We start from the raw sequence: 13,091 nt of genomic DNA, 5'->3' as shown, positions 1-13,091 counted from the left end.
GCTGTGGATTCACCGTAGCAATCGATAAGCCGGGGAGGGTGTTACGTTATGGTGCGGGTCAAGGCAGATTGCACACATAAATGGCACCGATGGTTACATGTGTGTGTACATCTCTAACACTCCACCCAAAACAAAATGTGGGAGGGGGCTTGCCCCCGATAGCGGTGTGTCAGTCACTGATGCAGTGCGTGACACTCAGCCATCGGGGGCAAGCCCCCTCCCACATTTTCCAACTGCGTCAGCCCTTAGGCCTTGCTGATGATATTCCCCGCATGCAGCCCGCACTCCTTCTGCGTGGCCTCTTCCCACCACCAACGACCCTCTCGCTCATGCTGGTTCGGCAGCACAGGCCGGGTGCACGGCTCGCAGCCGATGCTGATAAACCCGCGCTCATGCAGGCTGTTGTAAGGCAATTCCAGCATGCGGATGTATCCCCAGATCTCCTCGCTGCTCATCTGCGCCAGCGGGTTGAACTTGTACAGGGTGCGTTCCGGGGTGGAAAAGGCGGTATCGATCTCCAGCGCCGCCACCTGGCTGCGCGTGCCTGGGCTCTGGTCACGGCGTTGGCCGGTGGCCCAGGCCTTCACGCCGGACAGCTTGCGGCGGAGCGGCTCGATCTTGCGCACGCCACAGCATTCGCCATGGCCGTCCTTATAGAAGCTGAACAGGCCCTTTTCCTTGACGAAGGGTTCCAGCTTGCTCTGGTCCGGCGAGATCAGTTCGATATCGATCTTGTAGAAGTCACGCACCTGCTCGATAAACCGGTAGGTCTCCGGGTGCAGGCGGCCGGTGTCGAGGCTGAACACCTTGACGTTCTTGTTCAGCTTCCAGGCCATGTCCACCAGCACCACGTCCTCGGCACCGCTGAAGGAGATCCACAGGTCATCGCCGAACTGGCTGAACGCCAGTTTGAGAATATCCTGGGCGGATTTGTTGGCGTAAGTCGCGGCGAGTTCAGCGACATCGAAGGCTTGGTTCATCAGGACGGTTCCTACAGGTCAGTGGCGCTGAGCGCTCTATAGGGGAGCGATGGTATCAAAATCCGCTCTGCGTTGCGGCGGGGAGCTTGAATCGCTAGAGTTCGGCAGTCCTTTTGCTCGCTCAACCAATAACATCCAATAGGAGTGTCTTGTGGAAATTGCCTGTCTTGACCTGGAAGGGGTGCTGGTTCCGGAAATCTGGATCGCCTTCGCCGAAAAAACCGGTATTGAATCGCTGCGGGCCACCACCCGGGACATTCCCGACTACGACGTGCTGATGCAGCAACGTCTGCGTATCCTCGACGAACATGGCCTCAAGCTCGCCGACATCCAGGCCGTGATCGCCACGCTCAAGCCACTGGACGGCGCCATCGAATTCGTCAACTGGCTGCGCGAGCGTTTCCAGGTGGTGATTTTGTCCGACACCTTCTACGAATTCTCCCAGCCGCTGATGCGCCAACTGGGTTTCCCGACTCTGCTGTGCCACCGGCTGATCACCGACGAAACCGACCGCGTGGTGAGCTACCAACTGCGCCAGAAAGACCCCAAGCGCCAGTCGGTGCTGGCGTTCAAGACGCTCTACTACCGCGTGATCGCCGCCGGCGATTCCTACAACGACACCACCATGCTGGGTGAAGCGGACCGTGGGATCCTGTTCCATGCGCCGGAAAATGTGATCCGTGAGTTCCCGCAGTTTCCGGCGGTGCACACGTTTGAGGATCTGAAGAAAGAGTTCATAAAGGCGTCGAATCGGCAGTTGAGCCTGTAAGTCATTTTGTGATGCTGATGGCCCTATCGGGGGCAAGCCCCCTCCCACACTTTGATCTGTGAATACATTTCAAATCTGGGAGGGGGCTTGCCCCCGATAGGCCCGGCCCCGCCATCGCTTATCCCTCTGCCAGCAACCGCTCGTAAGGAATGCTCAAGCCTTCATGCAGCCGCTTGATCATCGACAGGCTGAGCTTGCGCTTATGGTTCAACACCTCTGACACCCGTCCGCTGGTGCCGATGAATGGCTCCAGGTCGCGAGCCGTCATGCCGAGCTGCTCCATGCGAAACCGAATGGCTTCCACCGGATCAGAAGGTGGCATTGGAAAATGTTCCGCTTCGTACTTTTCAATGAGTACGGCAAGAATCTCCAGCTCGTCACCCTCTGGCGAGCCGATCTGCGCCCCCCAGAGCTGCTCCACCCGTGCGAGCGCAGCCGTCAGGTCTTCCTGGGAATGTATGGGTTTGATGTTCATTACACGGTCTCCGCATTGATCTGGTCGTACTGCGCATGGGTCCCCACGAAACGGATGAACCCAAGTTGTCGCTGATAATCGATCGCCATGATCACTCGATACTTGTTGCCGCCGACGTTGAATACAACCCTGCCGCCTTTGAGGATGCTCGCTGTCCTGAGCACTGCCTTCAGTGCTTGTGGCGTGGGATAAGTGGTCCTCTCCATATGGCGATAGAGCTCGACCAGCGGCGTTCTGGCATCGCCATACATAGGATGGCTTTCCCAGAATATTCGTAAGGTGGAGAGGGCGATTACCCGCATCGCTGTGTCCTCCCGTTTTGGGAGATACTAGAGGTGGTGGCGTGGAGATGCAATCTCGGAAATAATTCCTGACGAATAGGCAGTCGCTTCATGTGATCCTTCACAGGTGGCGGGTGGACGGTCGGAGCTGGACGCTATCCTCCGGCTCATACCTCGTCCACAGCGTTTCTGATTCAGGCTTTTTCTGCTGGTGGGCGTTGCGCCCCCCCTGCCAGGAAGTAGCTGTGTACTACAGGCTTTCCAAAGTGTGTAACAAAACCCGCACCTTCGTCAGCGACTCCTGATACTCCGCCTCCCACTCGGAATCCGCCACGATCCCACCGCCGCCCCAGCAGCACACCTGGCCGTCCTTGACCAGCAAACTACGGATGGCAATGGAGCTGTCCATCTCGCCGCGCACGTCCAGGTACACCAGCGAACCGCAATACAAACCGCGTCGGGTCGGTTCCAGTTCGTCGATGATCTGCATGGCGCGAATCTTCGGCGCGCCGGTGATGGAGCCGCCGGGGAAGCTGCCGGCGATCAGGTCGAGGGCGTCTTTGTCGTCGGCCAATTCGCCGATCACGCTGCTCACCAGGTGGTGCACGTTGGGGTAGCTTTCCAGGCTGAACAACTCCGGCACGCTCACCGAGCCGGTGCGGCAGGTGCGGCCGAGGTCATTGCGCAGCAGGTCGACGATCATCAGGTTTTCGGCGCGATCCTTGGGGCTGGCCAGCAGTTCGGTGGCGTGGGCAGCGTCTTCTTCAGGCGTGGCTCCGCGGGGGCGGGTGCCTTTGATCGGGCGGGTTTCGACCTGGCGTTCGCTGATACGCACGAAACGCTCGGGTGACAGGCTCACTACCGCGCCGTTATTCGGCAGGCTCTGGAACCCGGAGAAGGGCGTCGGGCAGGCTTCGCGCAAGGCGCAATAGGCGACCCAGGGATCACCGCTGCACGGTGCGCGAAAACGCTGGGCGAAGTTGACCTGATAGCAGTCGCCGGCCTGGATGTAGTCCTGGATGCGTTCAATGGCCAGGCGGTAAGCCGCGACGCTGAGATCCGCTGCCATGGGGCCCTGCAATGTGAAGCGTGCAGGGGCGGCGGCAACGTCACCGCTGAACAAGGTGATCAGCCGCTGCCGTTCGCTATCGGCCAGCGCCGGGTGAAATACCAGTTGGCTGGTCTGCGCCGAGTGATCACTGATCAGTGCCCAGGCATACAGCCCGAAACGCGCATCCGGCAGGTGCAAATCATCCACGGCCAGCTGGGGCAGCTGTTCCAAGTGTCGGCCAAAGTCGTAGCTCAGGTAGCCGATCAAGCCGCCGGCAAACGGCAACTCGTAGCCGTCGGGCAATCTCGCCTCACCCAGCTGTGAAAGGTTTTTCCGTAACCGCTGTAGGAAGTGGCTGCCGCTTTCGTCAGGATCCACCGCTAGAGTCGCCTCAGGCCAGGCGCTGAGCAGGTCATAACGACCGCGTTCGGCCGCCGGTCGACCGCTGTCGAGCAGCACCGCGCCGGGGGCATGGCGAATCGCCGCAAAGTACTCGGCGGGGTTGGCCCGATAGGGCAGCGGGTGTACGGAACAGGTCGACATGCGAGGGTGGATCAGCCAAGGCGCGGGGGAGGGGATTGTAGTCCCCCGTAGGGCTTGCTCCTAGGGGGGATGTCGGGGATAGACAGATTGAAGGCTGGATCAGCCCTCTACAGGCGGAATATGCCCAAACATTTCCTGCACGAACTTGACTCGCTCTTCCGGGGTTTCCGTCACGCCGGCGGCTTTCAGCGCTTCCAGTCGTGCTTCTACCGCGTGGGTGCGCAAGGTCAGGCCGCAGTCGTTGGCGATCTGGATGTTCAGCCCTGGCCGCGCATTCAGTTCGAGGATCAGCGGGCCTTTTTCCTGATCCAGCACCATGTCCACACCGATATAGCCCAGCCCGCACAGCTCGTAACAGCCGGCGGCCAGTTTCATGAAACCGTCCCAGTTGGGCAGTTGCACGCCATCCACCGCATTGGTGGTATCGGGGTGTTTGGTGATGATGTTGTTCAGCCAGGTGCCGCGCAGGGTCAGGCCGGTGGCCAGGTCCACGCCGACGCCAATCGCGCCCTGGTGCAGGTTGGCCTTGCCGCCGGATTGGCGGGTCGGCAAGCGCAACATGGCCATCACCGGGTAACCCATCAGCACAATGATGCGGATATCCGGCACGCCTTCGTAACTGATGCTCTTGAAGATCTGGTCGGGCACCACGCGGTACTCGATCAGCGCACGGTCGCGGTGGCCGCCCAGGGAATACAGGCCGGTGAGGATGCTGGAAATCTGATGTTCGATTTCCTCATGGCTGATGATCTTGCCGGACACCGTGCGATAGCGCCCTTCGAAACGGTCGGCTACCACCAGAATACCGTCGCCGCCCGCGCCCTGGGCCGGCTTGATCACGAAGTCGCTGCGCCCGCCGATAATTTCATCGAGCTTGTCGATTTCTTTTTCGGTCGAGATCACCCCGTACATTTCCGGCACATGGATGCCGGCAGCGATCGCCCGCTCCTTGGTGATGATCTTGTCATCCACGATCGGGTACAGGCTGCGTTTGTTGTACTTGAGCACGTAGTCGGCATTACGCCGGTTGATGCCCATGATTCCCCGCGCTTCCAGGGCTTTCCAGGTCTTCCAGAAGCCGAACATTATGAGTCAGCCTTCAAGAACGCCTTGAAACGCACCAACTCGGTCAGGCGGTAGCCGCGATAACGACCCATGGCCAGCATGAAGCCCACCAGGATCAAAAGGATCGCGGGGAAGGTGAACACGAAGTACACCAACTCGGGCACGCTCATGATCAGGTGCGCCAGGGAAGCAGCGAACAACGTACCAATCGCCACCTTGAGCGCATGGTTGGCCCCGCGCTCTTCCCAGGTGATCGACAGGCGTTCGATGGTCATGGTCAGGATCACCATCGGGAACAGCGCCACCGACAGCCCGCGTTCCAGGCCGAGTTTATGGCTGAACAGGCTGATGGCCGCGATAAGCACCACCACGAATGTCAGCACCACCGACAGTCGCGGCAGCATCTGCAACTTCAAGTGTTCCAGGTAGGACCGCAGCGACAGCCCCAGCGCCGTGATGATCGTAAACAGCACAATCCCGAAGCCCAGCTGCGTTTCGCGGAACGCCAGGGCAATCAGCACCGGCGTGAACGTGCCCAGGGTCTGCAGGCCGATCAAGTTGCGCAGGATCAGAATCACCAGCACGCCAATCGGGATCATCACCATGATCATGAAGGTCTGCTGGGTTTGCAGCGGCAGGCCGTACAGCGAGTATTCGAGGAAGTTGGCGTCGGTGTTCTCGTCGGTCAGCTTGGCCAGGCGAATTGCGTTCATTTCGCTGTTGTTCAGACTGAACGTCACCATGGCCTTCTTGCCGCCGTCGACCGTGATCAGGTTTTCATCGCCGGTCCACCACAGCAGGCGGTCGGTGGGCAGGCCCTGTTCGCCGGTTTCCGGATTGAAGTACAGCCAGTCATTGCCATTGAAGCTGCGCAGCCACAGTTCCGGGGATTGCGGCTGGTCGGCGACCAGCCGGATGGTGTGGACCTTTTCCACCGGCACATGGGCTATCGACAGCAGCAACTCGACGATCTTGGCCTTGTGCGGTACGGAAGGGTCGCCCGCCAGCAGCAGCTTCACATTGTCGTCGTTGAGGTTGTTGGTGCGCTTGATGGCTTCGGTAATAAAGGTTTCGACGTCGGCCGAGTGCTGGCGGATCGGCGCCAGCAGGGCTTCGGCGGCGATTTTTTCAGGGCCTTCCACGGCAATGCTGTCGCGGAAGGTCGGGCCTTTGATCTTGGTTTTTTCGCCGCTGTAACGCTTGGTCAGCACCAGGCGGTAATACAGGGTCTGATTGCCCTTGGCTCGGCGGGCAGACCAGGTGACCTTGCGGTTGCCGTCGGTACGGTTGACGCTCACCCCGTAGTTATTCGAGATAAAACTCTCATTGAGGCTGACAAAGTCGCGGCTCAACGGTGGCACGAACATCTGGATCTTTACCGGGTCCTTCGGGTTGGCGACGAACTCGACCTTGGCGTCGATGTTCCACAGGTCGTCGGTGGCGTCCTCGGTGACAGGAATGCCCAGCACGAAGATCTGGTAGGCGGTGACCGAAATACCCAGCACCACCAGGATGGCGATCAGGATTTTCAGGTGCAGGGTAAGAGAGCGCATTCGGTTTACTCGGCGGTATGAGCGTCGGCGGCGCAGGCGGGTTTGCCTGCTGCGTATTTAAGACTGGGGTCGACCAGCGCATCAAAGCGTTTCAACGCTTCGGAGCCGATCAGCAGCGGGTATTGGAATGCGCTGCGGTCAGTCAAGTTCACTTCGATGCTGCGTAAAGCGGTGCCCATGCAGATATCCAGGGCAATCACTGGTCGGGCGGTGTAGTTCTTGTCCTCATCGGGGTCGTAATCGCCGGCACGGCGCTTGATCTTGCTGACGCGGGCCAGGGGGCGTTCGATGGGGTGGGAATGGGCGGTGTCGATCGCCAGGTAGAAACGCACCCAGGATTCGCCGTTGCGCTTGAAACGCTTGATATCGCGGGCGCTGAGGGAGGCGGTCTTGGCGCCGGTGTCCAGCTTGGCGGCGACTTCCAGGTTGATGCCAGCCAATTGGGCGTATTCGTTGAGGCCATACACGGTCTTCTCGGCGGCAACGCCAAGGCCCGGTACGAACAGTAGGCAAAACAGGGAAAAGGGCTTGAGTCTCATAGATCCTGAGGCGATGCAGTGCGATGTTCAATTCAAGGCGACTGGCATTACTGCGCAAGCTCCCTCGTGCGCCGTTTCATCCAATGATGTCAGGCAAATTCGGCGGGCATTCTAACATGATGCTTTTTTGGCGCCAGCGCTGGCAGGCGGCCATGCCTTGAGAGAGGTTAGTCGTGGTTATTAGACGATTGTCGACAATGTGGATTTATTCTTTGACTATGCAGGTCTGATTAGCTAGTTTTTGCCACATTGCTTTTAAAGGTGTCGACAATATGCTGGATCAGCTGCAAACGCCGGTGGTGGCGCAGGACGATTCCCAGACCATGTCCGAGAACGTCTTCCGGCGCATCCAGGCCGCCATCGTCAAGGGTGAGATTGCCCCCGGCAGCAAGATTTCCGAGCCTGAGCTGGCGCGCACCTACGGCATCAGCCGTGGCCCGTTGCGCGAGGCGATCCATCGCCTGGAAGGCCAGCGCCTGCTGGTCCGCGTGCCTCACGTCGGCGCTAGAGTGGTGTCCTTGAGCCACGCCGAGCTGGTCGAGCTGTATGAGATCCGCGAGTCCCTGGAAGGCATGGCCTGCCGCCTGGCCGCCGAGCGCATGACTGACGCTGAAATCGAAGAACTGCGCCAGGTGCTGCACACCCACGAACGGGATGCCGCGTTCCAGGCCGGTGTCGGCTATTACCAGCAGGAAGGCGACTTCGATTTTCATTACCGGATCATTCAAGGCGCCGGTAACCGCACCCTGACCCAAATGCTCTGCGGCGAGCTGTACCAGTTGGTGCGCATGTACCGCATCCAGTTCTCCGCCACTCCCAATCGTCCACGCCAGGCCTTTGCCGAGCACCACCGCATTCTTGATGCGATTGCCGATCGCGACGGTGAACTGGCCGAACTGCTGATGCGCCGTCATATCGGCGCGTCCAAACGCAACATTGCCCGTCACTTCCCGGACGGCGCCCCTGATAGAGGTGAGTCATGAGTTCGAATAATAAAAGCACACCCGGCCAGCGTTTCCGTGACGCGGTCGCCAGCGAACAGCCGTTGCAGGTCGTCGGCGCAATCAACGCCAACCATGCGCTGCTGGCCAAGCGTGCGGGCTTCAAGGCGATTTATCTGTCGGGCGGCGGCGTTGCGGCCGGCTCCCTGGGCGTGCCTGACCTGGGCATCACCGGCCTGGACGACGTGCTCACCGACGTACGCCGCATCACCGACGTGTGTGACCTGCCGCTGCTGGTGGACGTGGACACCGGTTTCGGCTCGTCGGCGTTCAACGTGGCGCGCACCGTCAAGTCGATGATCAAGTTCGGCGCCGCTGCTATTCATATCGAAGACCAGGTCGGTGCCAAGCGCTGCGGTCATCGCCCGAACAAAGAAATCGTGTCCCAGCAGGAAATGGTCGACCGCATCAAGGCCGCCGTGGATGCGCGCACGGATGACAGCTTCGTGATCATGGCGCGCACCGACGCCCTGGCCGTCGAGGGCCTGGAGTCCGCGCTGGAGCGCGCCGCCGCCTGTATCGAGGCCGGCGCCGACATGGTGTTCCCGGAGGCCATCACCGAACTTGAGATGTACAAGCTGTTTGCCGCCCGGGTGAAAGCGCCGATCCTGGCCAACATCACTGAATTCGGTTCGACCCCGCTGTACACCACCGAACAGTTGAAATCTGCCGATGTTTCCCTGGTGCTGTACCCGCTCTCGGCCTTCCGCGCCATGAACAAGGCCGCCGAGAACGTCTACACCGCGATCCGTCGCGACGGCACCCAACAGAACGTGATCGACACCATGCAAACCCGCATGGAGCTTTACGACCGCATCGACTACCACACCTTCGAGCAGAAGCTCGACGCGCTGTTCGCCGCGAAAAAGTAACGAACGGCCTCCCTGAATAACTACAAGATTGGAGAACGAACATGGCTGAAGCAAAAGTATTGAGTGGTGCCGGCCTGCGTGGTCAGGTAGCCGGGCAGACTGCATTGTCCACCGTGGGCCAGGCCGGTGCCGGCCTGACCTATCGCGGCTACGACGTGCGTGAACTGGCCGCCGAAGCGCAGTTTGAAGAAGTTGCCTACCTGCTGCTGTACGGCGAACTGCCGACCCAGGCCGAACTGGCCGCCTACAGCAAAAAGCTGAGCACGCTGCGCGACCTGCCCCAGGCCCTGAAGGAAGTGCTGGAACGCATCCCCGCCGACGCCCACCCGATGGACGTGATGCGCACCGGTTGCTCGTTCCTGGGCAATATCGAACCCGAGAAAGACTTCAGTGTGCAGCGCGATGTCACCGACCGCCTGCTCGCCGCCTTCCCGGCGATCATGTGCTACTGGTACCGCTTCAGCCACGACGGCAAGCGCATCGACTGCGTGACCGACGAGCCGAGCATCGGTGGCCACTTCCTGCACCTGCTGCACGGCAAGAAGCCGAGCGAGCTGCATGAAAAGGTCATGAACGTGTCGCTGATCCTTTACGCCGAGCACGAATTCAACGCCTCGACCTTCACCGCCCGCGTGTGTGCCTCGACCCTGTCCGACCTCTACTCCTGCGTCACCGCCGCCATCGGCTCCCTGCGTGGCCCGCTGCACGGCGGCGCCAATGAGGCGGCGATGGAAATGATCGAGCGCTTCTCCTCGGCCGAAGAGGCGGTGGAAGGCACCCTCGGCATGCTGGCGCGCAAAGACAAGATCATGGGCTTTGGCCATGCGATCTACAAAGACAACGACCCGCGCAATGAAGTGATCAAGGGCTGGGCGAAAAAGCTCGCCGATGAAGTGGGCGACACGGTGCTGTTCCCGGTCTCCGAAGCCATCGACAAGACCATGTGGGAGCAGAAGAAACTGTTCCCCAACGCCGACTTCTACCATGCCTCGGCGTACCACTTCATGGGCATCCCGACCAAGCTGTTCACGCCGATCTTCGTCTGCTCACGCCTCACCGGCTGGGCCGCGCATGTGTTCGAGCAGCGTGCCAACAACCGCATCATCCGTCCAAGCGCCGAGTACACCGGCGTAGAGCAGCGCAAGTTCGTGCCAATCGAACGTCGCTGAAGACCGGCGATTCCAGGGTTGGAATGAGCTCAAAAGTGGGAGGGGGCTTGCCCCCGATAGCAGTGTGTCATTCAACACATGTATCAACTGATACACCGCCATCGGGGGCAAGCCCCCTCCCACATTTTGATTCCATTCCAGCCTCGGATCGGCGCAGGTCTTCCTTTTTGCAACTACCGTGACCGAGTCCTGACGATGAACACTGAATTCCGCAAACCGCTCCCCGGCAGCCGCCTGGATTTCTTCGATGCCCGAGCGGCCGTCGAAGCCATCACCCCCGGCGCCTACGCCACCTTGCCCTACACCTCCCGTGTACTCGCCGAGAATTTGGTGCGCCGTTGCGACCCGGCCACCCTTGACGCGTCCCTGAGCCAGTTGATCGAACGCAAGCGCGACCTCGACTTTCCCTGGTTCCCGGCCCGCGTGGTGTGCCATGACATCCTCGGCCAGACCGCCCTCGTGGACCTCGCCGGCCTGCGCGATGCCATCGCCCTGCAAGGCGGCGACCCGGCGCAGGTCAATCCGGTGGTGCCGACCCAACTGATCGTCGACCACTCCCTGGCCGTCGAAGCCGGTGGTTTTGACCCCGATGCGTTCGAGAAAAACCGCGCCATCGAAGACCGTCGCAACGAAGACCGTTTCCACTTTATCGAGTGGACCAAAAAGGCCTTCAAGAACGTCGACGTGATCCCGCCGGGCAACGGCATCATGCACCAGATCAACCTGGAGAAAATGTCCCCGGTGATCCAGGTGCGCGACGGCGTGGCGTTCCCTGATACCTGCGTCGGCACCGACAGCCATACGCCCCACGTGGATGCGTTGGGTGTGATCGCCATTGGCGTTGGCGGCCTGGAAGCGGAGAGCGTGATGCTCGGCCGCGCCTCGTGGATGCGCCTGCCGGAAAGTGTCGGTGTCGAGCTGACGGGCAAGCTGCTGCCGGGCATCACCGCCACCGATATGGTGCTGGCGCTGACCGAATTCCTGCGCAAACAGAAAGTCGTCGGCGCCTGGCTGGAGTTCTTCGGCGAAGGTGCCTCAGCCCTGACCTTGGGCGACCGTGCGACCATCTCCAACATGGCCCCGGAATACGGCGCCACGGCGGCGATGTTCTATATCGACCAGCAAACCATCGCCTACCTGAAACTTACCGGCCGTGAAGACGAACAGGTTGCGCTCGTCGAGCAATACGCCCGCCACACGGGTTTGTGGGCTGACGACCTGAAAGGCGCGCAATACGAGCGCGGCCTGACCTTCGACCTGTCCAGCGTCGTGCGCAACATGGCCGGCCCGAGCAACCCTCACGCCCGTGTTGCCACCCGCGACCTGGCGGCCCAAGGCATCAGTGGGCAATGGGATGACGTGCCAGGGCAAATGCCCGATGGCGCGGTGATCATCGCCGCCATCACCAGTTGCACTAACACCAGTAACCCGCGCAACGTGATCGCCGCCGGCCTGTTGGCGCGCAATGCCAACAAACTGGGGCTCAAGCGCAAGCCGTGGGTCAAGTCCTCGTTGGCGCCCGGTTCGAAAACCGTGGCGATGTACCTGGAAGAGGCCGGCCTCGGGCATGAATTGGATCAGCTCGGTTTCGGCGTGGTGGCGTTTGCTTGCACCACCTGCAACGGCATGTCCGGCGCGCTCGACCCGGTGATCCAGCAAGAGATCATTGACCGCGACCTCTACGCCACCGCCGTGCTCTCGGGCAACCGTAACTTCGACGGGCGTATTCATCCCTACGCCAAGCAAGCGTTCCTTGCCTCGCCGCCGTTGGTGGTGGCCTACGCGATTGCCGGCACCATCCGTTTCGACATCGAGAAGGACGTGCTCGGCCTCGACGCCGACGGCAAGGAAATCCGCCTGCAGGACATCTGGCCGAGCGACGAAGAGATCGACGCCGTGGTCAAGGCTTCGGTCAAACCGGAGCAGTTCCGCGCCGTGTATATCCCCATGTTCGCCATCCACGAAGACACCGGCCCCAAAGTCGCGCCGCTGTACGACTGGCGCCCGCAAAGCACTTACATCCGCCGCCCGCCGTACTGGGAAGGCGCGCTGGCCGGGGCGCGTCCGCTCAAGGGCATGCGCCCGCTCGCGGTGCTGCCGGACAACATCACCACCGACCACCTGTCGCCGTCCAACGCGATCATGCTCGACAGCGCCGCCGGCGAATACCTCGCGAAGATGGGCCTGCCGGAAGTCGACTTCAACTCCTACGCGACTCACAGGGGCGACCACTTGACCGCGCAACGCGCAACGTTCGCCAACCCGAAACTGTTCAACGAAATGGTCGTGGAAAACGGCAAGGTCAAGCAGGGCTCCCTGGCGCGCATCGAGCCCGAAGGCAAGGTTACGCGCATGTGGGAAGCCATCGAAACCTACATGGAACGCAAGCAACCGCTGATCATCATCGCCGGCGCCGACTACGGCCAGGGCTCGTCCCGCGACTGGGCGGCCAAGGGCGTGCGCCTGGCCGGTGTGGAAGCGATTGCCGCCGAAGGCTTCGAGCGCATCCACCGTACCAACCTGGTGGGCATGGGCGTGTTGCCCCTGGAGTTTTTGCCGGGCACCGACCGTCACACCTTGCACATCGACGGCAGCGAAACCTATGACGTGGTCGGCGAGCGCACCCCGCGTGCGCAACTGACCCTGGTGATCAACCGCAAAAATGGCGAACGTGTCGAAGTGCCGGTGACCTGCCGCCTGGACACCGCCGAAGAAGTGTCGATCTACGAGGCGGGCGGCGTGTTGCAACGTTTTGCCCAGGACTTCCTGGAATCGGCGGCGACGGCTTAAGAG

12 protein-coding genes are annotated in these 13,091 nt (G+C 61.0%); 5 read left to right on the top strand and 7 right to left on the bottom strand.

Annotated features, from left to right (window positions below; genetic code table 11):
* Positions 1-245 precede the first annotated feature (245 nt).
* Positions 246-980 (bottom strand): phosphoadenylyl-sulfate reductase, encoded by a 735-nt coding sequence (locus tag DNK50_RS24280; protein ID WP_099582723.1) that lies wholly within the window; start codon positions 978-980, stop codon positions 246-248.
* 151 nt (positions 981-1,131) lie between these two features.
* Between DNK50_RS24280 and thrH the strand changes: the two genes are divergently transcribed.
* The gene (gene thrH / locus DNK50_RS24275; protein ID WP_099582722.1) at positions 1,132-1,749 is read left to right on the top strand and encodes a bifunctional phosphoserine phosphatase/homoserine phosphotransferase ThrH; all 618 of its coding nucleotides are present in this window, start codon (positions 1,132-1,134) and stop codon (positions 1,747-1,749) included.
* Positions 1,750-1,867: 118 nt separating this feature from the next.
* Here thrH and DNK50_RS24270 read toward each other — a convergent pair whose 3' ends face one another.
* The 6 genes from DNK50_RS24270 to DNK50_RS24245 form a co-directional block, all read right to left on the bottom strand.
* Positions 1,868-2,224, bottom strand: coding sequence for a type II toxin-antitoxin system HigA family antitoxin (locus tag DNK50_RS24270; RefSeq protein WP_099582721.1), 357 nt, complete (start codon positions 2,222-2,224; stop codon positions 1,868-1,870).
* Positions 2,224-2,526 (bottom strand): type II toxin-antitoxin system HigB family toxin, encoded by a 303-nt coding sequence (locus DNK50_RS24265; protein ID WP_112196461.1) that lies wholly within the window; start codon positions 2,524-2,526, stop codon positions 2,224-2,226. Before DNK50_RS24265 ends, DNK50_RS24270 begins: the two co-directional genes overlap by 1 nt.
* Before the next feature lie 229 nt (positions 2,527-2,755).
* Positions 2,756-4,099 (bottom strand): aminodeoxychorismate synthase component I, encoded by a 1,344-nt coding sequence (pabB, locus tag DNK50_RS24260; protein ID WP_099582720.1) that lies wholly within the window; start codon positions 4,097-4,099, stop codon positions 2,756-2,758.
* A gap of 99 nt (positions 4,100-4,198) precedes the next feature.
* Positions 4,199-5,185, bottom strand: coding sequence for an alpha-L-glutamate ligase-like protein (locus DNK50_RS24255; protein ID WP_032887562.1), 987 nt, complete (start codon positions 5,183-5,185; stop codon positions 4,199-4,201).
* Positions 5,185-6,717: an inactive transglutaminase family protein gene (locus DNK50_RS24250; RefSeq protein WP_099582719.1), complete on the bottom strand. Its 1,533-nt coding sequence runs from the start codon at positions 6,715-6,717 to the stop codon at positions 5,185-5,187. The genes DNK50_RS24255 and DNK50_RS24250 overlap by 1 nt, the downstream gene beginning before the upstream one ends.
* A 5-nt stretch (positions 6,718-6,722) precedes the next feature.
* Positions 6,723-7,256 carry an ATP-dependent zinc protease gene (locus tag DNK50_RS24245; RefSeq protein WP_099582718.1) on the bottom strand — a complete coding sequence of 178 codons (534 nt, stop codon included), beginning with the start codon at positions 7,254-7,256 and terminating at the stop codon, positions 6,723-6,725.
* Positions 7,257-7,528: 272 nt separating this feature from the next.
* Here DNK50_RS24245 and DNK50_RS24240 point away from each other — a divergent pair, with 272 nt between their 5' ends.
* The 4 genes from DNK50_RS24240 to acnD all read left to right on the top strand — a co-directional run bounded on the left by DNK50_RS24240 (position 7,529) and on the right by acnD (position 13,088).
* Positions 7,529-8,239, top strand: a complete 711-nt coding sequence (locus tag DNK50_RS24240; RefSeq protein WP_099582717.1) for a GntR family transcriptional regulator — start codon at positions 7,529-7,531, stop codon at positions 8,237-8,239.
* Entirely contained in the window at positions 8,236-9,129 is an 894-nt protein-coding gene (prpB, locus tag DNK50_RS24235; RefSeq protein ID WP_099582716.1) for a methylisocitrate lyase, read from the top strand. The genes DNK50_RS24240 and prpB overlap by 4 nt, the downstream gene beginning before the upstream one ends.
* A gap of 41 nt (positions 9,130-9,170) precedes the next feature.
* Positions 9,171-10,298, top strand: a complete 1,128-nt coding sequence (gene prpC / locus DNK50_RS24230; RefSeq protein ID WP_099582715.1) for a 2-methylcitrate synthase — start codon at positions 9,171-9,173, stop codon at positions 10,296-10,298.
* Between the two features lie 195 nt (positions 10,299-10,493).
* Complete coding sequence (gene acnD / locus DNK50_RS24225; RefSeq protein ID WP_112196460.1) at positions 10,494-13,088, top strand: Fe/S-dependent 2-methylisocitrate dehydratase AcnD; 2,595 nt, start codon at positions 10,494-10,496, stop codon at positions 13,086-13,088.
* The last annotated feature ends 3 nt before the right edge of the window (positions 13,089-13,091 follow it).

This window comes from Pseudomonas sp. LG1E9, from assembly GCF_003290225.1.
In the GTDB taxonomy this organism is placed as follows: Bacteria; Pseudomonadota; Gammaproteobacteria; order Pseudomonadales; family Pseudomonadaceae; genus Aquipseudomonas; species Aquipseudomonas cyclaminis.
Note: the sequence above shows the minus strand (reverse complement) of the source record. Positions and strands in the feature narration are given on the sequence as shown.

What these genes read in the sequence shown, in the direction of transcription:
- DNK50_RS24280 (WP_099582723.1), bottom strand. Translation starts at nt 980, where the DNA reads ATGAACCAAGCCTTCGATGTCGCTGAACTCGCCGCGACTTACGCCAAC.
- DNK50_RS24270 (WP_099582721.1), bottom strand. Translation starts at nt 2,224, where the DNA reads ATGAACATCAAACCCATACATTCCCAGGAAGACCTGACGGCTGCGCTC.
- DNK50_RS24265 (WP_112196461.1), bottom strand. Translation starts at nt 2,526, where the DNA reads ATGCGGGTAATCGCCCTCTCCACCTTACGAATATTCTGGGAAAGCCAT.
- pabB (WP_099582720.1), bottom strand. Translation starts at nt 4,099, where the DNA reads ATGTCGACCTGTTCCGTACACCCGCTGCCCTATCGGGCCAACCCCGCC.
- DNK50_RS24255 (WP_032887562.1), bottom strand. Translation starts at nt 5,185, where the DNA reads ATGTTCGGCTTCTGGAAGACCTGGAAAGCCCTGGAAGCGCGGGGAATC.
- DNK50_RS24250 (WP_099582719.1), bottom strand. Translation starts at nt 6,717, where the DNA reads ATGCGCTCTCTTACCCTGCACCTGAAAATCCTGATCGCCATCCTGGTG.
- DNK50_RS24245 (WP_099582718.1), bottom strand. Translation starts at nt 7,256, where the DNA reads ATGAGACTCAAGCCCTTTTCCCTGTTTTGCCTACTGTTCGTACCGGGC.
- DNK50_RS24240 (WP_099582717.1), top strand. Translation starts at nt 7,529, where the DNA reads ATGCTGGATCAGCTGCAAACGCCGGTGGTGGCGCAGGACGATTCCCAG.
- prpB (WP_099582716.1), top strand. Translation starts at nt 8,236, where the DNA reads ATGAGTTCGAATAATAAAAGCACACCCGGCCAGCGTTTCCGTGACGCG.
- prpC (WP_099582715.1), top strand. Translation starts at nt 9,171, where the DNA reads ATGGCTGAAGCAAAAGTATTGAGTGGTGCCGGCCTGCGTGGTCAGGTA.
- acnD (WP_112196460.1), top strand. Translation starts at nt 10,494, where the DNA reads ATGAACACTGAATTCCGCAAACCGCTCCCCGGCAGCCGCCTGGATTTC.